The 18,152-nt window shown below is 74.6% G+C and carries 15 protein-coding genes; 6 read left to right on the forward strand and 9 right to left on the reverse strand.

The window, feature by feature from the left end; all coding sequences use genetic code 11:
- Positions 1-22: 22 nt before the first annotated feature.
- From L3K22_RS04835 to mtrA, 6 genes are all read right to left on the reverse strand, one after another.
- Positions 23-1,276 carry a winged helix-turn-helix domain-containing protein gene (locus tag L3K22_RS04835; protein ID WP_263310401.1) on the reverse strand — a complete coding sequence of 418 codons (1,254 nt, stop codon included), beginning with the start codon at positions 1,274-1,276 and terminating at the stop codon, positions 23-25.
- Positions 1,277-1,433: 157 nt separating this feature from the next.
- Complete coding sequence (gene hpf, locus L3K22_RS04840) at positions 1,434-2,102, reverse strand: ribosome hibernation-promoting factor, HPF/YfiA family (RefSeq protein ID WP_263310402.1); 669 nt, start codon at positions 2,100-2,102, stop codon at positions 1,434-1,436.
- A 185-nt stretch (positions 2,103-2,287) separates the two neighbouring features.
- Positions 2,288-3,145: a ComF family protein gene (locus L3K22_RS04845; protein ID WP_263310403.1), complete on the reverse strand. Its 858-nt coding sequence runs from the start codon at positions 3,143-3,145 to the stop codon at positions 2,288-2,290.
- 185 nt (positions 3,146-3,330) lie between these two features.
- Complete coding sequence (locus L3K22_RS04850) at positions 3,331-5,034, reverse strand: LpqB family beta-propeller domain-containing protein (protein WP_263310404.1); 1,704 nt, start codon at positions 5,032-5,034, stop codon at positions 3,331-3,333.
- Positions 5,031-6,839, reverse strand: a complete 1,809-nt coding sequence (gene mtrB, locus L3K22_RS04855; RefSeq protein ID WP_263310405.1) for an MtrAB system histidine kinase MtrB — start codon at positions 6,837-6,839, stop codon at positions 5,031-5,033. Before mtrB ends, L3K22_RS04850 begins: the two co-directional genes overlap by 4 nt.
- 16 nt (positions 6,840-6,855) lie before the next feature.
- Positions 6,856-7,542: an MtrAB system response regulator MtrA gene (gene mtrA / locus L3K22_RS04860; protein WP_263310406.1), complete on the reverse strand. Its 687-nt coding sequence runs from the start codon at positions 7,540-7,542 to the stop codon at positions 6,856-6,858.
- A 258-nt stretch (positions 7,543-7,800) separates the two neighbouring features.
- Here mtrA and L3K22_RS04865 point away from each other — a divergent pair, with 258 nt between their 5' ends.
- From L3K22_RS04865 to L3K22_RS04885, 5 genes are read left to right on the forward strand one after another with little or no spacing between them, the layout of a single operon-like run.
- Positions 7,801-8,967, forward strand: coding sequence for a glycerophosphoryl diester phosphodiesterase membrane domain-containing protein (locus L3K22_RS04865; protein WP_263310407.1), 1,167 nt, complete (start codon positions 7,801-7,803; stop codon positions 8,965-8,967).
- A complete protein-coding gene (locus L3K22_RS04870) occupies positions 8,964-9,617 on the forward strand; it encodes a DUF4129 domain-containing protein (RefSeq protein ID WP_263310408.1) in 654 nt (217 codons plus the stop codon). Before L3K22_RS04865 ends, L3K22_RS04870 begins: the two co-directional genes overlap by 4 nt.
- Positions 9,614-10,846 carry a DUF4350 domain-containing protein gene (locus tag L3K22_RS04875; protein ID WP_263310409.1) on the forward strand — a complete coding sequence of 411 codons (1,233 nt, stop codon included), beginning with the start codon at positions 9,614-9,616 and terminating at the stop codon, positions 10,844-10,846. The genes L3K22_RS04870 and L3K22_RS04875 overlap by 4 nt, the downstream gene beginning before the upstream one ends.
- Complete coding sequence (locus L3K22_RS04880) at positions 10,843-11,916, forward strand: AAA family ATPase (RefSeq protein ID WP_263310410.1); 1,074 nt, start codon at positions 10,843-10,845, stop codon at positions 11,914-11,916. Before L3K22_RS04875 ends, L3K22_RS04880 begins: the two co-directional genes overlap by 4 nt.
- Positions 11,917-11,923: 7 nt before the next feature.
- Positions 11,924-13,222 (forward strand): DUF58 domain-containing protein, encoded by a 1,299-nt coding sequence (locus L3K22_RS04885; RefSeq protein WP_263310411.1) that lies wholly within the window; start codon positions 11,924-11,926, stop codon positions 13,220-13,222.
- Positions 13,223-13,442: 220 nt separating this feature from the next.
- Here L3K22_RS04885 and L3K22_RS04890 read toward each other — a convergent pair whose 3' ends face one another.
- On the reverse strand, positions 13,443-14,084 hold the full coding sequence (locus tag L3K22_RS04890; RefSeq protein ID WP_263310412.1) for a class I SAM-dependent methyltransferase: 642 nt from the start codon (positions 14,082-14,084) through the stop codon (positions 13,443-13,445).
- A gap of 160 nt (positions 14,085-14,244) precedes the next feature.
- Positions 14,245-15,240, reverse strand: a complete 996-nt coding sequence (locus L3K22_RS04895; protein ID WP_263310413.1) for a stage II sporulation protein M — start codon at positions 15,238-15,240, stop codon at positions 14,245-14,247.
- Positions 15,241-15,357: 117 nt separating this feature from the next.
- Between L3K22_RS04895 and L3K22_RS04900 the strand changes: the two genes are divergently transcribed.
- Positions 15,358-16,209 (forward strand): RDD family protein, encoded by an 852-nt coding sequence (locus L3K22_RS04900; protein WP_263310414.1) that lies wholly within the window; start codon positions 15,358-15,360, stop codon positions 16,207-16,209.
- Between the two features lie 70 nt (positions 16,210-16,279).
- Here the strand turns inward: L3K22_RS04900 and L3K22_RS04905 are convergent, their stop codons facing one another.
- Positions 16,280-17,986, reverse strand: coding sequence for a phosphomannomutase/phosphoglucomutase (locus tag L3K22_RS04905; RefSeq protein ID WP_263310415.1), 1,707 nt, complete (start codon positions 17,984-17,986; stop codon positions 16,280-16,282).
- Positions 17,987-18,152 lie beyond the last annotated feature (166 nt).

Genomic DNA, 18,152 nt, shown 5'->3' on the forward strand with positions numbered 1-18,152 from the left:
TGCACCGCTCCGCGCGGCGGGTTCAGCTCGCCGCGATCACGGCGGCGAGAGGGCGCGAGAGCTCCCCCGTCCCCTCCCCGGTGCGCACCTCGACGGCCTCGAGGCCCTGCCAGCGCGCGGCCCGGTCCAGCTCCTCGGCGAGCGCGGCGACGACGCGGACCGTGCCGGGCCGCTGCCGGGCGGGCAGGTGCGGGAGCGGTTCGGCAAAGACGCCGCGCACCTCCAGCACCCCGCGCTCGCGGTCCGCGCGCAGGTCCGTGCGCGCCGGGATCACGTCCCCGAGCAGGAGGAGCAGGGAGTAGTAGCCGGTGGTGCGCTGCGGGGCGGGGGTGTAGATGCCGATGCGGTACTCGACGTCGAAGAGCTGCTCGAGCCGCGGCCGGTGGAAGACGATCGGATCGAAGGGGCTGACCAGAGCGGTCGTGCGCAGCGGGCTCGGGCCGGGCGCGTCGCGGTGGAGGAACATGGTGCGGGTCCCTGCGGGGTGGGCGACCTCGACCTCGGTCAGCTCGCCGCGCGCGAGCATCTCGTCGATGGCGGGCCGCACCTGGCCGATCCGGAGGCGGAAGTAGTCGGCGATCGCGCCCGGGTCGGAAATTCCCAGCGAGCGCGTGGCGAGAGCGGTCAGGCGGGCGACCGCCTCCGCCTCGGGGACGGGCGGCTCCTCGCGCGGGGGCGCCGGCGTGTAGAGCCGCTCGAACTGGGAGTTGCGGCCGACGCAGTCCAGCTCCCCGCTGCGGAAGAGGTACTCCACGGCCCACTGGCTGCGGGTGCGCCGCCATCCCCAGCCCTCGCCCCGCTCGGTGTCGCCGAGGTGGCGGGAGAGGGCCGCCGCGCTCGCGGGGCCGATCTCGGCGAGCGCCTCGCGGACCTGGGGGAACAGGTGCGGGGAGGTGGTGGCGATCTCGCGGATCACACCCCAGTCCCGCTCGGAGGTGGCGCGGCGCCGGAAGTCCAGCAGGGAGTGGACCTCGTCGGTCGTGAACGCGGCCTCGTGGGCGAGGGTCTCGCGGACCAGGCGGGAGCGGCCGGGCCGCGAGGCGCGGTCGAGGGCCGCGGGGTCCCAGATCCCGGTGCGGGTGAAGACGGGCAGGTGATGGGCGCGGGCGAAGACGCTTACGGAGTCGATCTGCAGCAGGTGGGTGCGCTCGAGGGTGCGGACGAGGGCGCGCCTGCTGCCGGCAGCCTGCGGCATCGTCGTCCGGCGCGCGCCGCCCATCCCCTGGGCGCGCAGCGCGATGCGGCGGGCCGCGCTCCAGCTCAGCGCATCGGCCACGGCGCGCTCCGTCCCCCGTGCCCCCGATGCGGCCCTGGGCCGCGCCGCACCCGCCGGCCCCCGCATCGCCCCGAGGGCGGCGGGTGGTGTCCCGGGCGGACGGACGGGCGGGAGGACATCTCGCGATGCCCTCCCGCCCTCTGGAGCAGGTCCCGGATCAGGACGCCTTCTGCTCCTCGTCGAGCTCGATCACGCCGTAGCTCCAGCCCTTGCGGCGGTAGACCACCTTGGGGTTGCCGGACTCGGCGTCGACGAACAAGAAGAAGTCGTGGCCGACGAGCTCCATGTGGTAGAGCGCGTCGTCGACGCTCATGGGCTTGGCGGTGTGCTTCTTCTCGCGGATGATCACGGGGCTGCCGGCCTCGGCCAGGTCGGCCTCGCGGGTCTCGCCGGGCTCGGGGGCCTCGGTGCTCTCGGCGGCCGGTTCCTCGGCCGGTCGCAGCGACTCGGGCATCTCCTGGTCCGCGGGCATGGTGCGCAGGCTCGCGCCGGTCTCCTGGTGGGCGCGGTCGCGTCCGCGGCGATGGTCCTTGCGCCGGTCACGGGCGCGACGGAGTCGTTCGAGGAGCTTGCCGTAGGCGATGTCGAGCGCGCCGTAGAGGTCGTCGGCGCGGGCCTCGGAGCGGATCACCGCGCCGTTCTCGTGCACGGTGAGCTCGACCCGGTCGCTGAGCTCGGCCTGACGGGGGTTCTTCTCCTGCGAGACCTCCACGTCGACGCGGAGCGCCGCGGGAGCGAACTGGGTGACCTTGTCGAGCTTCTCGGTGAGATGACGGCGGAAACGATCCGGGACGTCCATGTGACGTCCGACGACATTGATCTCCATGAGTGGTTTCTCCTCCTGTCCGGGTGCGGCCGCTCGGAGCCCGGCCGCGATGGCTCTTGGTCGGGGTGCGCACCTCCTGATCGAGGACTGCTCGCCCATGTGTGGCGAGGAACACCAAGCATGCCACGTTTCCCTCGGTGTTTCCTGGCCATCCGTCCCGAGGTTCCCGTCCGTGCGCGTGCTGTTCACCCGGGTTCGTCGGCTTCGCCCGGTCCCGGGGGCACGACGACCCCGGGCACTCGCGCGGAGGCGATAACGGCCGCGCCGAGCACCTCGATCCGCTCCGCATCGAGCGCTTCGTGCATGCCGCGCAGCGTCGACCCGGTCGTGACGACGTCGTCGACGATGATCACGGGCCGGTCCAGGGCGCGGGCGCGTCGCGCCTGCGCCGGATCCAGGCGGATCCTGCGCAGCCGTCTCGCCCGTGCGCCCCGTCCCTCCTGTGCGGTGGTCGGGACGGCGCGCAGGAGGAGTGCGCGCCCGGCGCCCTCCCGGTCCAGCGCGCACACGAGCTCTGCGGTGTGGTCCTCCCCGCGGCGCAGCCGGGCCGCCGGGCGGGAGGGCACCGGGACGAGGAGGGGCTCGGCGACACCCGATCCCTCAGCGAGCCGCCGCACCGCGGGGACGAGGCCTTCGGCGAGGGCCCCGCACAGGTGCAGCATCCCACCGTTCTTCCAGGCCAGCACGAGTCGCTGCAGGGCACCTCCGTACTCGCCGAGCGCGAGCACGGGCAGCAGCGCGCTGTGGTCGACCCCCGCGGGGAGGAGCCGACCGTCATGCCGCTGCTCGCGGATCCGCGCGGCGCTGAGCACCTGCAGCGCATCGCAGCAGGCGTCGACCCGCAGCGGCGAGGCCCTCAGCAATGCCGCGCAATCGGGGCAGAGCCGGGTGCCGTCCTGGCCGCAGGGGCAGCTGCGCGGTGCGACGAGGGAGCAGGTCTGCGCCGCGATCTCCGCGAGCAGGGCGAGCGCTCGCTCGCCGCGCCCCGTCTCCGGGGCCGGCTGCGCCCGATGGGTGGCGCGCTGTGGTGCTCGGCTGTGCATGGCCCGATCCCAGCCGAAGGGCCGGGGCTGCGCCAGCGACGGCGTCGCGCGGTGGACGCGGACGCGCTGGGGAGGAACGGTCGACGGCGTCGCCAGGCACGGCGAGCGCAGCGGCTCGGCAGCCGGACGGGCGGCTCCGCCTCCGCGGGCGGGGCCTGAGAACAGGAGCAGAGTCGCGGCCGGGCTCAGTAGAACCCGGGGTCGCGTCCGGTCACCTCGACGTTGCGCCAGCCCTCGCCGTCGGTGCGTCGCAGGTTCCCCTCCGCGTCGGCGGCCCAGACCGTCTCGGCCACCACGGAGCCCGTGAGCCGGACGGTGTCCGAGGGCGGGGACGGCAGCGGCTCGATGTCGCCGGAGAGGTCGAGCAGCTGGGCGCGCAGCTGACCGTCGCCGGGATCGGTCCCGAGCACCGCGACGATGCCCTCGTCGTACCAGCTGACCTGCCGCACGTCGGCGAGGAAGGTGCGCACCAGGATCGGCTCGGTGAGGGCGGAGGGGGTGCCCTCAGCGTCCCTCACCACGGCGCACAGCTCGAGCCTGCCGTCCCCCGCCTCGTCGGAGAGCACCAGCATCCGGGTGTCGTCCGGGGCGACGTCCAGGGCGCGCACCTCGCGCTCCGCGAGCCAGGGCGCATCGACCTTCGCGTCGTGCTCGGCGCCCCGTCCGGAGAGGGCCAGCAGCGCGCCCGCGCTCGAGCCGACGGAGCTCCACACCCATCCGGCGCCGTCGATCCGGGGCGGGACGAAGCCCGTGCCGGTCGCGGCCTCCCGCAGCGGGACCGAGCCGTCGGTCGAGGCGATCAGCACCTGCGCCCCGTCGAGGCTGCGGGCGGCGGCGAGCACGCCGTCCTGGGTGATCGCCGGGCTGGCGATCTCGAGAGGGGCGAGGTCCGGGACGAGCTGCGGCGGCGGGTCCGCACTGCTGGGATCGGCCAGGGAGATCACGCCGGTGGCGCCGGCGGCGATCGGGCGGTGCCCCGGCAGCGCCCGCTCCACGCGGCCGTCCTCCTCGAGCGACAGCTCCCGCCCGTCCTGCACGAGCCGCACCACGGAGAGGCTGCGCAGCGAGCGCAGCGAGGACTCCAGCTGGGACAGGGCCAGACGTCGTGACTCCTCGGCGAGGCCCGTGATCGCCGGAGGCACCTCGACCTGGGCGGTGCCGTCGGCGCCGCTCTCCACCTCGGCGTCCGGGATGCCGGCGCCGCGGGGGATCTGGCTGCCCACCGCCCCCTCGAGGAAGCCCGCCGGTCCTGCGACGAGGCCTTCGAGCACCGCCGCGGCACCGCGGCGCAGCGGCAGCCAGCGGTGGTCGGGCACGAGGTGCTGCTCCCGTGCGTCGAGGAAGTACAGGCGCGCCGGGGAGTAGAGGGTCTCGAAGGCCGCCTCGGAGAGGAAGATCCCGTCGGGCACCTCGCTGAGGCGCCACTGGCCCTCGACCTCCTCCACCGCGACGGCGAGCTCCTGCGGAGTGGGGCCGGCGAGCGCGCTGCGCACCCCGCGGGCGTCCACCACGGCGACGGCCTGGAGCCCGAGCACCAGGCGTCCCTCGCTCTCCTCCCGCACCTGCAGCTCCTGGCTGCCGGAGTAGATCGTGATCCGGGCCTCGGGGTCCCAGCTCGCGCTCGCCTCCTCGGTGAGATAGGCGCGGGCGACCGCGAAGTCGTCCTCCGAGCCGACGCCGGCCTGGACGAATCCCGCGAGCACCTCCTGCGCGGTCGCGTCGTCGGCCGGGGGCAGTGCGCGCACGTAGGGCGCTCCGGGACGGGAGCTGCCGGAGAGGGTGCGGCTGTCGATCCCGGAGTCGACGGGGATGCGGGCGCAGCCCGCGCCGAGGCCCAGCAGGGCGGCGGCGCCGAGGGCGTGCAGGACGGTGCGGCGGTCGGGGATCATCGTGCTCCTCCCTCGTTCTCCGCGGCCGGGGCGTCCTCGATCTCGGACTCCTCCGCGGCGGACTCCTCGGCGGTGGACTCTTCGACCGTCGCCCCACCTGCGGGGTCCTCCGTGACGGGGTGGTCGAGGTCGGGGCTGTCGAGATCGGGCAGCAGGTCGGGGCCGATGCGGATCTCGCCGGTCGGCGTCGGGGAGACGGCGGCGTCGGCGAGGGCGCGGTCGAAGGGCCGCTCGAGCCGCAGCGGGGAGCGGACCAGCTCGGTGCCGGGCCGGCGCGGGAGCGTGAGGCGGAAGACCGCGCCCTCGCCCTCCTGACCCCAGGCCTGCAGCCATCCGCCGTGCAGGTTCGCGTCGGAGACGGAGATCGACAGCCCCAGCCCCGTCCCGCCGAGGGTGCGGGCGCGGGAGGGGTCCGCGCGCCAGAACCGGTCGAAGACGCGACGGGCGTCCTCCGGGGAGATCCCGTGGCCGAAGTCCTGCACCACCACCGCGACGGCGTCCTCGTCGCCCGCGGTCTGGACCAGCACCGGCGCACCGGCCCCATGCTCGATCGCGTTGGTGAGCAGGTTGCGCAGGATCCGGTCCACCCGGCGCGCGTCGACGACCGCGGTGGTCGATCCCTCGCCGAGCCGCACGTCCAGCAGGCATCCGCGCGCCCCGGCGAGCGGACGCACGTCCTCGACCGCCCGCGTGACCAGCGCGTTCATGTCCTCGCGCAGGGCCTCGAGCTCCGCCGCCCCGGCGTCGAAGCGGGAGATCTCCAGCAGGTCCGCCAGCAGCACCTCGAAGCGCTGCACCTGCGCGGCCAGCAGCTCGGTGGTGCGCTGCAGCTCCCCTGGCAGCTCCTCCCGGCGCGAGTCGAGCACCGAGGAGGCCATCCGGATCGTGGTCAGCGGGGTGCGCAGCTCATGGGAGACGTCGGAGACGAACCGCTGCTGGACGCGGGAGAGCTCGGTGAGGTCGTCGACCTTCTGCTCGAGGCTGCGGGCCATGTCGTTGAAGGACACGCCCACCCGGGCGAGCTCGTCGGCGCCCGCGACCTCGACCCGGCTGGTGAGGTCCCCGGCGGCCATCCGCTCCGCGGCGCGGGCGGCGCGCTTGAGCGGGGTGGTGACCATGCGCGCGATGACGATCGCGATACCGAGGATGAGGCTCAGCAGCACGAGCCCTCCGCCGAGGATCACCCGCTGGACGAAGGCGAGGGTCTCCTGCTCCTCCTGGAGGGAGTAGATGAGGTAGAGGTCGTAGGAGCCCGCGCCGGGCACCACCACCCGGGTGCCGACGAGCAGCGCCGGCTCGGTGCGCCCCGTCTCGTCCTCCCTCCCGATCGAGCGCCAGGAGACGGCGTCGGGCTGCGCGGCGACGGCTGCCGCGAACTCGTCGTCGACCTCGTCGAAGAGGGTCCGGTCGGAGGAGGCGACCGGGAAGACGGTCCCCGTCGTCTCCACCGGCACGAGCGCGACCTCGCGGCGGTCACCGCCTCCCTGCCCGCCCGTGGACTGCACGAACGCGCTGACCGCATCCTGCTGCTGGGTGCTGGTCGCGCCGGAGAGCTGGGCGAGGGACTCCCCCAGCTCGTCGCGCACCTCGACCGTCTCCTCGAGGACCCGGTCGCGGCGCTGCTCGTAGAGTCCGTCGGCGATGACGGTGGAGAGATAGGCGCCGACGGCCAGCAGCGCCAGCGTCGACAGCAGAGTGGTCACCAGCACGACCCGCAGCGCGAGGGACCAGCTGCGCGGGTCCGCGGCCTGGCGGAGACGGTCGCGCCGGGGCGCCGGGGGCCAGGCCCCCTCCGGAGCGCTCACCGCGGCGCGGGCACGCTCAGGACCCGCTCCCCGCGCGGTAGCCGACCCCGCGCACGGTCACCACGATCGAGGGGTTCTCCGGGTCCTGCTCGATCTTCGAGCGCAGCCGCTGCACGTGCACGTTGACCAGGCGCGTGTCGGCGCTGTGGCGGTATCCCCACACGTCGCGCAGCAGCACGTCGCGGGTGAAGACCTGCCAGGGCTTGCGGGCCAGCTGGGTGAGGAGGTCGAACTCGAGCGGGGTGAGGGAGATCAGCTCCCCGTCCCGGCGCACCTCGTGGCCGTCGACGTCGATCGTGAGGTCGCCGATGGTCAGCTGCTCGGTGGTGGGCGGCTCGACGCGGCGCACCCGCGCCTTGATCCGCGCCACCAGCTCCTCGGGCTCGAAGGGCTTGGTGAGATAGTCGTCGGCGCCCGCCTCGAGCCCCTCGACCACGTCGGCGGTGTCGGTGCGGGCGGTGAGCATGATGATCGGGATCCCTGACTCGCGGCGGATCCGGCGGCACACCTCGATGCCGTCCATCCCGGGGAGCATGAGGTCCAGCAGCACGAGGTCGGGACGCAGGCGAGGGAACGCCTCCAGGGCGGAGGCGCCGTCGGGCGAGGTCGCGACCTCGAAGCCCTTGCCGCGCAGGACGATCCCGACCATCTCGGCGATCGCCTGATCGTCGTCGACCACGAGGATCCGTGAAGGCGTCGTCATGGAGGATATTGTGCCACCGGACGGGGCCGACGCCGGGGAGCCCGACCGCCGGGGTGTCCGGGCGGTAGCCTCGCGGGCGCCCCGAGCAGCGCGCCCCGCCCCACGACGCCCTGCACCGCGACGCCCGGTCGCCGGAAGACGCCGGGGTGTCGACGTTCGTCGTATCGGCGGCGGGGCCACCACTCCGTAGGGTCGGCTCCAGCAGTCCTGCTCGACCCGCTGCGACGGGGACGAGCACCAGAGGATGGAGGAGCACCGATGAGCAGTCCGTGGACCGCCCCCGGGGCGGAGGTCCCGAGCGAGCCGACAGGCCCGGGAGGCTCCGGCGGCCCCGGCAGCTGGGGCCAACCGGCCCCCTCCGCGCCCGACGGTCCCGCGGGGCCGGGAGGTCCGGCCCCGACGGGCGCGCCGCAGCGCGAGCTGGTGCAGTCCGTGCCGCTGTTCCCGCTGCGGCCGCTGGGGCTCGGCGAGATCCTCGGCGCGGCCGTGCGTATCTATCGCCTGCGCACCCGTACGGTGCTCGGCGTCTCCGCCGCGGTGTACGGCGTCGCGTTCGTGCTCATCACCCTGTCCACCGGGGCGGGGATGATGCCGATGATCGGCGACATGCAGGCCGCGATGCAGGACCCCACCGGCTCGAGCGAGGTCCCCTTCAACGGCACCGTCGGCGACATCGTCCTGACCGTGGTCACCAGCGTGATCACGGGCCTCGTCACGATGGTCGCGGCCTCCCTCGTCACGGTCGCCCTGACCCGCCTCGCGCTCGGCGAGGCGACCGGCACGCCGCTCCCGACCTCCGAGATGTGGGCGACGATGCGGCGCCGGGGCCTGCCCGCCCTCGGCGTCAGCCTGCTCATCGCGCTGATGTCGACGATCCTGTTCACCGTGCCCTTCGCGCTCGGGCTGGCGCCGATCCTGATCGTGCAGGAGCCGGGCTGGCTGACGATCCTCCCGATCCTGCTCGGCACGGTCGTGGGCCTGCTGGCGATGCTGTGGCTGTGGGCGCGGACCGTGCTGGCGATCCCGGCGCTGGTCCTCGAGGAGACGGGCGTGCTCGGCGCGATCCGCCGCGGCTTCGCGCTCACCCGCGGCAGGCGCCTCTGGCGGGTGCTCGGCATCGCGGTGCTGCTGTACGTGCTGTACATGGTCGTCCTGTACACCGTCTCCGGGGTGTTCAGCATGGTCGCCGCCATCGCATACTTTGCGATCCTTCTGGTCAGCGCCGGGGAGGCGGTGGTGCTGGGCGTGGCTCTGCTGACCATCCTCTCGATGCTCGGCACGTATCTGGCGACCTTCCTCCTGGCTCCCTTCCTCTCCGCCGGGTACACCGCGCTGTACGCCGATGTGCGGATGCGCGACGAGGCCTGGGACGTGGAGCTCACCCGACGGGCCCGTGACGCCTGGGCGGCGGACGGGGCCCGATGATCCCGGCCGCACCGCGGCTCGGCCCCGACGAGGCGCGCGAGCGGATCCTCGAGGAGCTCGCGAAGGACGAGTACGACGACTCCCCCGGCTTCGTCGCCTGGCTGCTCGGCGCGATCGAGGACTGGCTGGCGCGCATGGTCGACGGCGTCGACGGGTCCTCGGCCACGCAGACCGTGATCGCGGTGCTGCTGGCGCTGGTCCTCGCCGCGGTCGTGGTGCTGGTGCTGCGGCGCACCGGCCTGCTGCGCCGCAGCCCCGCCCTCGCCGTCGACGCGGCGCTCGACGCCGAGCCGGTGCTCAGCGGGGAGGAGCTGCGCGGCGCCGCCCGCGACGCGATCGACGCGGGACGCACCGACGACGGGACCGTGCTCGCGCTGCGCGCGCTCGTGCGCGACCTCGAGGAGCGCACCCTGCTGGACGTCGCGACCGGCATGACCGCCCACGAGGCCGCGACCCGTGCGGCGCTCACCTTCCCCGACCTGCGGGGCCGGCTCCAGCGAGGGTCGGACGCCTTCGACACGGCCGCCTACTCGGTGCGGAGCGTCGGGGTGAAGCCGGCCGAGGACATGCTGCGCCTGGCCGAGTACATCGCCGAGACATCCCCCGACCTCTCCGCGCTCGAGCAGGCCGGGACGGGGACCCCCGTATGAGCGCCCTCGTACCGACCGAGCCCGCCGCGGCCCGCGGCGCGGCGGGGACGGACGCCGCCCCGCCGGGAGCGGGCGCTCCCCGTGGCGCCGCACAGGAGCGGCGACGCCCCTGGTTCGTCGCCGCCGTCGTCCTCGCGGTGATCGCCGCGGTCCTCGTCTCCGTGGCGCGGGGCCTGTACCGCGACGGCCCGCTCGAGCCCGACGCCCCCACCGGTCAGGGCGCGAAGGCCGTCGTCCAGGTGCTCGGCGACCTCGGCGTCGAGGTCGAGACGAGGCGGCACACGGCCGACGCCGCCGAGGACCTCCGAGCGGGCGGGACCGTGCTGCTGACCGCGCCGAAGAGCCTCAGCGGCGAGCAGCTCACGATGCTCTCGGAGGCGCGCGAGGAGGGCGGGGGCCGGCTGATCGTGCTCCGGCCCGACTTCGTCGCCCTCTCGTATCTCACCTCCGGCATCATCCCCACCGGTGCTCTTCGCGAGCAGACGCGGGTCGAGGCCGGCGCGGCCTGCGGCGACCTGTCCCACGGCGCCCGCGTGCTGGAGCTGCCCGATGAGGATGACGCCCTGGACGGGCCCGCCTCTCTGTACACCGCGACCGACGCGGGGGCTTCGACGTGCTTCGAGGCGGAGGGCGGCGCGCTCGTCGCCGAGTCCGACGGGGTGCTCGTGCTCGGCAGCCCCGACCTGCTCACCAACGACGGCGTGGGCCGGGCCGACAACTCCGCGCTCGCGCTGAACACCCTGTCCGCCTCCGAGGAGCTGACCTGGTACGTGCCCTCGGCGACGGATCCCCAGGGGACCTCCTCGCCGTCGCTCGTCGACCACCTGCCCGGGTGGATCGGTCCGGTCGCGGCCTGGCTCGTGCTGGCCGCGGTGCTGGCGCTGATCGCGCTCGGCCGACGCCCCGGCCCCGTGGTGATCGAGCCGCTGCCGGTGACCGTGCGCCCCCAGGAGCTGGTGCTCGGCCGGGCACGGCTCCTGCAGCAGGCCTCGGCCCGCGATGCGGCGGCCGCCTCCCTGCGCGCCGCCGCGGCGGGCCGGCTCGCCGACCGTCTCGGGCTGCGCCACGAGTCCGCGCTCGACGGGCTCCTGGCGGCGCTGGCCCCGCACGTCGAGGAGTCCCCGGAGCAGCTGCGCGCCCTCATCGGCCCCGCCCCCGTCACCACCGACCGCGACCTCGTGCGCCTCGCCCACGACCTCGACCGTCTCGAGAAGGAGATCGACCGATGACCGACCCCGTCCCGCCGCGTCCCGACGCCCCCGACGCCGGCGCGCCCCAGCCCTCACCCGCCCCGCAGGGAGACGACCTGCCCGATGCGTCGGCCGTCGCCCCGTCGGCCCCCGCGGTCGACGTCGACACCCGTGCTCAGCTGCAGGGGCTCGCCGCCGAGATCCACAAGGGCGTCGTCGGCCAGGACGCGGCGATCACCAGCCTCGTCGTCGCCCTGCTGTGCCGCGGGCACGTGCTGCTCGAGGGCGTGCCCGGCGTCGCGAAGACCCTGCTGGTGCGCTCCCTCGCGGAGGCGCTCGACGTGCGGATGCGCCGCGTGCAGTTCACCCCGGACATGATGCCCGGCGACATCACCGGCTCCCTCGTCTACGACAACTCCACCAGCGACCTCGTCTTCCGCGAGGGCCCGGTGTTCACGAACCTGCTGCTGGCCGACGAGATCAACCGCACGCCGCCGAAGACGCAGTCCGCGCTGCTGGAGGCGATGGAGGAGCGGCAGGTGACGATCGACGGGGCGAGCCGCCCCCTGCCCGATCCCTTCCTCGTCGTCGCCACGCAGAACCCGATCGAGTTCGACGGCACCTACACCCTGCCCGAGGCGCAGCTGGACCGCTTCCTGCTCAAGGCCGTGATGCCGCTGCCCGAGCGAGAGGTCGAGGTGGACGTGCTGCGCCGCCACGCCGACGGCTTCGACACCACAGATCTCGCCGCCATGGGCCTGCGCGCCGTCGTGGACGTCCCCTCCCTGCACCGCGCCCAGCAGGACGTCGCCCGCGTCGCCGCGGAGGATCCCGTCGTGCAGTACATCGTGGACGTGTGCCGGGCGACGCGCCGCTCCCCCAGCTTCACCCTCGGCGTCTCCCCGCGCGGCGCGATCGCGCTGCTGCGCACCGCCCGCGCCTGGGCGTACCTCTCGGGCCGGGACTTCATCACCCCCGACGACGTGAAGGCCATGGCCCCGGCGACGCTCTCGCACCGCGTGCGGCTGACCACCGAGGCCGAGCTGGAGGGCACCCAGGTCGAGGCCGTGCTCGCCGCGACCCTCGCCTCCGTGCCGGTCCCCCGCTGAGCGCCCCATGAGGATCTCGTTCACCCCGCGCGCGGCCCTGGCCGCGCTGCTCGCGCTGCCCGTGATCGTGCTGTGGCCGCTGTGGTGGGTGGTCCTGATCCTGCTCGCGCTGTGGGCGCTCGTGGTCCTCGCCGATGCGCTGGCCGCCCCGGCCCCGCAGCGGATCCGGGTGCGTCGCGAAGCGCCGGCGCAGGTGCGTCTGGGCGGCACCGTCCCCGGACGCCTGCTGCTGACGAACACCACCGCGCGCCGTGCACGGCTCGAGGTGCGCGACGCCTGGAACCCGACCGCGGGCCTCGCCTCCCAGCACAGCCGCCTCGACCTGCCCGGCCAGGAGCGGCGCGCGATCGCCCAGTCGTTCACCCCCACGCGGCGCGGCGAGCACAGCTCCCGGCAGATGCTGATCGGCTCGCTCGGCCCGCTGGGCCTCGCCCGGCGCAGCGCCCGTGTCCCGGCGCCCGGGCGGATGCTGGCCCTGCACCCCTTCGGCGCCCGCAGGCACCTCCCCTCCCGCGTGCAGCGGCTGCGGGAGATCGAGGGGCTCGCCGCGATCCACCAGCGCGGCCAGGGCACCGAGTTCGACTCCCTGCGCGACTTCGTGGACGGCGACGACGTCCGCTCGATCGACTGGCGGGCGACCGCGCGCCGGCGCAGCGTCGTGGTGCGCACCTGGCGGCCCGAGCGGGACCGTCACGTGCTGATCGTGGTGGACACCTCCCGCACCTCCGCCGGACGGCTCGGCGAGGCGACGAGGCTCGATTCCGCCTTCGACGCCGCGCTGCTGCTGACGGCGCTGGCAGGGCAGGCCGGGGACCGGGTGGACCTGCTGTGCGTGGACCGGATCCCGCACGTCTCGGTGCTCGGCTCCACCCGCACCAAGGTGCTCCACGACATGGTCGCCGCGACCGCGGCCGTGGAGCCGGCGCTGGTGGAGACGGACTGGGAGCGCGCCGCGGCCGCGATCGAGTCCCGCACCCGCCGCGGCTCCCTCGTCGTGCTGATCACGCCGGTGGAGGCGCAGGTGCTCCACTCCGGGCTGCTGCCGGTCGCGGCGCGCCTGGCCAAGGACCATCCCCTGGTGCTCGCCTCGGTCGCCGATCCCGCGCTCGAGGAGCTCGCCGGAGGGCGCGGAGATCTCGAGACCGTGTACCGGGCCGCCGCCGCGGAGCGCGCCCGCTCCGAGCGCGCCGGGGTCTCCCATGCCCTCGAGCGCGCCGGCGCGCACGTCGTCGACGCCCCGCCGGACCGGGCCCCGCAGGCCCTCGCCGACGCGTATCTCTCCCTCAAGGCCGCCGGCCGGCTCTGATCCGGCGGGCATCGCGTTCCAGAGGCCACTTCGCCCTCACCGTCACCGTCACCGTCACCGTCACCGTCACCGTCACCGTCACCGTCACCGTCACCGGGAGGATGGTCAGCCACGGGCGCTGGGCGTACTAGTACGCCGATATCGTCGTACTGGTACGCCTGGCGCCACTACGTGACCATGCCGCTGCCATGTGAGAACGGGACGGGGCGGGGTGAGCCGCTCAGACCGTCCCGGCGATGTCCCGCGGCTCGCGGACGATCAGCCGGTAGGTGTGCCAGTGCTTGGGTCCGGCGAAGGAGCGCCCGTCGTGCTCCTCCTCGTCGAGCGCGAGCACCTCGAGCCCGGTGAGCAGCTCCTCGAGATCCGCTCTGGTCAGGAAGGTGCCGTCCGTCCCCGCCCAGTCGTCCCGGTCGCCGAAGAGGTCCACCGCCAGGACGCCGTGCGGCCTCAGCGCAGAGCGCACGGCTCCCCACAGCTGCGGGAACGCCGCCCGGGGCACGAAGGACAGCGTCGCGCAGGACAGCACGAGGTCCGCAGGAGGAATCGGGAACGGGACGGCGAGGTCCGTCGTGGTGTGGATGATGTCCAGCGTCCGTGCCATGCCGGCCATCCCCGCCTCGACGCTGACGTCCGCGTCGAAGGTGTGCACGCGAAAGCCGCTGTCGCCGAGATGGCGGGCCTCGATTCCGGCACCGCTGCCGAGCTCGACCGCGACGAGCCGGTCATCGGGCGTCGTCCGAAGTGAGCGCCCGCGCTCCTCGAGCACGAGCTGCGCAGCGCGCACTGCAAGAGGCCGCACCGGCCGGCCCTCCTGGGCCTCGTTGTAGGCCGCGAAGTCACGGTCGGCGCTGCGCTGCTGCATCCCCCGAGGCTAGAGGACGTGCCGTCTCGCCCCGTCGCGCGCGGCCACCAGGCTGCGCGGGCGGCGCACGGCCACCAGGCTGCACCATCGGTGCTCGGCCCCCAGCCTTGGCCGCCGTCTCAGGGCTCGGCCTTCCGGCGGCGATGACCGGGCTCGGCGCTCAGGCGGCGGTGGCGACGCGGGAGCCGACGAGCTCCTCGGAGAGGTCGCCGGTGATCCCGGCGCGATGCGCCTGGCGGCCCCGCACGAGCATGTACGCGAGGAACGCCAGCCAGGCCGCGGCGCCGACCGCGATCCGCAGCGCCGGCGGCAGGGAGCTCGGCGTCACGAACGCCTCGATGAACCCGGCGACCAGCAGCACGGGCACCAGCCCGATCGCGACGGTGACCAGGGAGCGGGCGGCGTGAGAGAGCGCCCACAGTCGCGGCAGCGGGCCGGGGCGCACCCAGGCCCAGAAGGTGCGCAGACCCGCGCCGGCGCCGACCGCGATCGCGGTGATCTCCAGCAGGCCGTGCGGGAGGATGAACACGAAGAAGGTGTCCAGTCCCCCGTAGGCGCCCAGCACCCCCGCCGACAGACCGACGTTCAGCCCGTTCTGCAGCAGCATGTAGACCGGCCAGAAACCGGTCACCCCCAGCACCACGGACTGCACCGCGATCCACGCGTTGTTCGTCCACACCCGGGCGGCGAAGCCCGAGGCCTCGCCCTCGAAGTAGTAGGCGACGAAGTCCCGCTGCGCGAGGGCGCGCTGCTGCGCCTCCGGCACCACGAGCTCGCGCGCGGTCGCGTCCAGGCCGAAGTACAGCCCGGAGACGAGGGAGGAGAGCAGGAAGATCGAGGCCGCCAGCGCGACCGTCCAGCGGGCCTGGAACAGCGCCGAGGGGAGGTCCTCCCAGAAGAAGGTGCGCGCGTGCTTCCACAGCGGGATCCGCGCCCCGGTGATCCGCAGCCGGGCGCGGTGGACCAGGAGGGAGAGCCGGGAGATCAGCGCGGGATCCGGCACGGTGGAGCGGACCGTGGAGAGGTGGGTGGAGACCTCCTGGTAGAGCGCGAGCAGCTCGTCGATGCCGCCCGCATCGAGGGTGCGGGCGTGGGTGAGCTCCTCGAGACGGTCCCACTGCGGCCGGTGCACGGCGATGAAGGCGTCGGTGTCCACGCAGACAGGGTAGGCGGTCCCCTCCCCCGTCCACGGCCGACGAAAGTCGGGGTCGGCCCGGCCGGAAGCCGACGCTCGACGCTGACGGCACCTCCTCGCTCCTGCCAGGATGGGGCCATGGCACTTTCGGGCACTGCGGCGGTCGTCTCCCTCTCGAGCCGCCGCGACGCGCTGATCACCGGCGATGCGGTCCTTCTCGACCTGCGCACGGCCTCTTTCGCGACCCGCATCGTCTCCGCCGTGATCGACGGGGTGCTGCAGCTGACGCTGCTGATCGGCGGGATCCTGTCGATCGCGTGGTTCGCGGACCGCGCCGCCCTGGACGACGGCTTCCTCGCCGCCGGCATCCTGCTCGCCTCGGTGATGGCCTACGTCGGCTATCCGGTGCTCAGCGAGCTGCTGCTGCGGGGCCGCTCCGTGGGGCGGCTGGTGATGGGCACGCGGGTGGTGCGCGACGACGGCGGCCCGGTGCACGTGCGCCAGAGCGTGCTGCGCGCGGTGATGGCGATGTTCGAGATCTGGTCGACCACCGGCGCCGTGGCGCTGGTCTGCTCCGTGATTGACCGCCGCTCGCGCCGGATCGGGGACCTGCTGGCCGGGACGATGGTGATCCAGGAGCGCATGCGCACCCATCCTCCGCAGCGCATCGAGGTCCCGCTCTCGCTGCGCGACTGGGCGCAGGCGGCCGACGTGGGCCGGCTCCCGCTGCCGCTGCTGCAGGACATCCGCGCCTTCCTGCCCCGGGCCGGGCAGATCAACGCCGAGTCGCGCCATCAGCTCTCGCGGGATCTGCTGCGCCGCACGCTGCCGCATGTCGCGCCCGCCCCGCCGCCGGGCACTCCGCCGGAGGAGTTCCTCGCCGCGGTGCTCGCCGAGCGCTCACGACGGGACGAGATGCGGCTGCGCAGGGCGCAGGAGCGTCAGCAGGAGCTGGCCGCCGAGGTGCGGGCGGTGCCCTTCTCGGTGTGAGCCGGGTCGGTCGCGGCACTGGGCGACCGCTGCGCCGGCCGTGGCAGAGCGCGGCGCGAGGACGCCCGGGTCAGTCGGCCGACGGCGCCTCGGCGCGACCGGCGATCAGCACCGGGATCCCGCCCTCGACCGCGTGGACGCGCCGGCAGCGGTCGCACTGGAGGGCGGCGTCGACGTCGTGCAGCTCCCCGCCGCAGTCCGGGCAGCGCAGCGCCGCACGCACCCAGCGGGGCACGTCGGCGCCGCTCGCCCCGGCCGGCAGCTGCGCGGTAGCGACCTCGTGGGCGGTCGCGGGAACAGCAGCGGGGGCGGTCTCCGGGGGCGGCTCGGCAGAGGCCGGCTCGGGAGTCGACTCGGCGGCATCCGCCTCGCCGAGCACGAGCGTCCGGATCCGCTTCAGCACCTGTTCCATCGTCGTCCGCTCCTGCGCCTCGACGTTCAGGCGCAGCAGCGACTCGGTCTGCGAGGAGCGCAGCGAGAGCCACCAGCGCTCGGCGGGGGCGAGGTGCTCGTCCCAGTGATGCACGGAGAGCCCGTCGAGCTCGTCGATCCGCGCGGCGGGCAGCGACTCGGCATGGGCGCGCACCCGGGCGGTGGCCGCGACCGCGTCGTCGACGGGGAAGTTGTGCTCGCCGCTGCCGGCGTACGGGGAGTGCTCGGCCACCAGCGCGGAGGCGGTGCCGTCGGTCTCCGCGAGCGCGGCGAGGACGTGCAGCGCGGCGAGCATGCCGGAGTCGGCGAAGAAGAAGTCGCGGAAGTAGTAGTGGGCGGAGTGCTCCACCCCGGCCACCGCGTCCGTCTCGGCCATGATCCGCTTGATGCCGGCGTGGCCCACGGGAGTCAGCAGCATCTCGCCGCCCGCCGCCGCGATCACCTCGTGCACGTGGCGGGAGGCGACCGCATTGACGGCCACGCGCGGGCGCTCCTCCCCCGAGGCGCGGGCGCGGGCGATCTCGCGCGAGGCGATCAGCGCCCCGATCGCCGAGGGCGGGACCGGGGTGCCGGTCTCGTCCAGCACGACGCAGCGGTCCGCGTCGCCGTCGAAGGCGAGCCCGAGGTCCGCGCCCTCGCGGCGCACCGCCTCCTGCAGGTCGCGGAGGTTCTCGGGCCGCAGCGGGTCGGCCGGGTGGTGGGGGAAGGTGCCGTCGAGGCCGAAGTGCAGCTCGATCAGCTCCACCTGCTCGAGCGGGCCGAGCACGGCGGGGGCGGTGAGGCCGGCCATCGCGTCGGCCGCGTCCACCACCACGCGCAGTCGCCGGCCCGCGGGCAGGTCGACCAGGCCGTGAAGGGTGCGGGCGTAGTCCTCGAGGGTGTCGATCCGCTCGGAGCGGCCCTCGCCGCGCAGGGGGATCTCCCCGGCGGCGAGATACGCCTCGGCGCCCCGGCGCACGTCCTCGAGCCCCGAGTCCGGACCGACGGGACGCGCGCCGGGCAGGCACAGCTTCATCCCGTTGTCTCGGGCGGGGTTGTGGGAGGCGGTGATCATGAGCCCCGCCGCGCGGTGCAGGCCGGAGGCGCAGTACAGCTGGTCGGTGGAGGACAGTCCGGCGTCGGCGACGATCGCGCCGCGGCGCACGGCGCCCTCGATCACGGCGCGGGACAGCTCCGGGGAGCTCAGGCGCATGTCGTGGGCGACGATCAGCTCGGGCTCGGCCAGGACGTCCGCGAAGGCGGCGCCGAGCGCGCGGGCGATCTCGGCCGTGAGCTGCTCGCCGGCGACGCCGCGGATGTCGTTCGCCTTGACGATGGCGGACAGGTCGTGGGTCGTCTCAGTCATCGCTGTTCCTGATCACGTGGAGGTGGCGGTCGCGCTCGGCGGGACGGCCGGCGGGGCGGGCGCCGGCGTCGCGGGGGCCGTGGCCTCCTAGAGGGAGGTCGTCGGGTCGCGTCGCGGCGGCGCCGTGGTCGCGCGGGACGGGCTGCGGGGAGTTCGTGGCCACCTG

The sequence above is a fragment of the Brachybacterium atlanticum genome (assembly GCF_025669985.1).
Classification (GTDB): domain Bacteria; phylum Actinomycetota; class Actinomycetes; order Actinomycetales; family Dermabacteraceae; genus Brachybacterium; species Brachybacterium conglomeratum.

Excerpts from the sequence above, each read along its gene's own strand:
- L3K22_RS04885 (WP_263310411.1), top strand. The coding sequence starts at position 11,924 with ATGAGGATCTCGTTCACCCCGCGCGCGGCCCTGGCCGCGCTGCTCGCG.
- L3K22_RS04865 (WP_263310407.1), top strand. The coding sequence starts at position 7,801 with ATGAGCAGTCCGTGGACCGCCCCCGGGGCGGAGGTCCCGAGCGAGCCG.
- mtrA (WP_263310406.1), bottom strand. The coding sequence starts at position 7,542 with ATGACGACGCCTTCACGGATCCTCGTGGTCGACGACGATCAGGCGATC.
- hpf (WP_263310402.1), bottom strand. The coding sequence starts at position 2,102 with ATGGAGATCAATGTCGTCGGACGTCACATGGACGTCCCGGATCGTTTC.
- L3K22_RS04890 (WP_263310412.1), bottom strand. The coding sequence starts at position 14,084 with ATGCAGCAGCGCAGCGCCGACCGTGACTTCGCGGCCTACAACGAGGCC.
- L3K22_RS04880 (WP_263310410.1), top strand. The coding sequence starts at position 10,843 with ATGACCGACCCCGTCCCGCCGCGTCCCGACGCCCCCGACGCCGGCGCG.
- L3K22_RS04875 (WP_263310409.1), top strand. The coding sequence starts at position 9,614 with ATGAGCGCCCTCGTACCGACCGAGCCCGCCGCGGCCCGCGGCGCGGCG.
- L3K22_RS04845 (WP_263310403.1), bottom strand. The coding sequence starts at position 3,145 with ATGCACAGCCGAGCACCACAGCGCGCCACCCATCGGGCGCAGCCGGCC.
- L3K22_RS04905 (WP_263310415.1), bottom strand. The coding sequence starts at position 17,986 with ATGACTGAGACGACCCACGACCTGTCCGCCATCGTCAAGGCGAACGAC.
- L3K22_RS04850 (WP_263310404.1), bottom strand. The coding sequence starts at position 5,034 with ATGATCCCCGACCGCCGCACCGTCCTGCACGCCCTCGGCGCCGCCGCC.
- L3K22_RS04900 (WP_263310414.1), top strand. The coding sequence starts at position 15,358 with ATGGCACTTTCGGGCACTGCGGCGGTCGTCTCCCTCTCGAGCCGCCGC.
- L3K22_RS04870 (WP_263310408.1), top strand. The coding sequence starts at position 8,964 with ATGATCCCGGCCGCACCGCGGCTCGGCCCCGACGAGGCGCGCGAGCGG.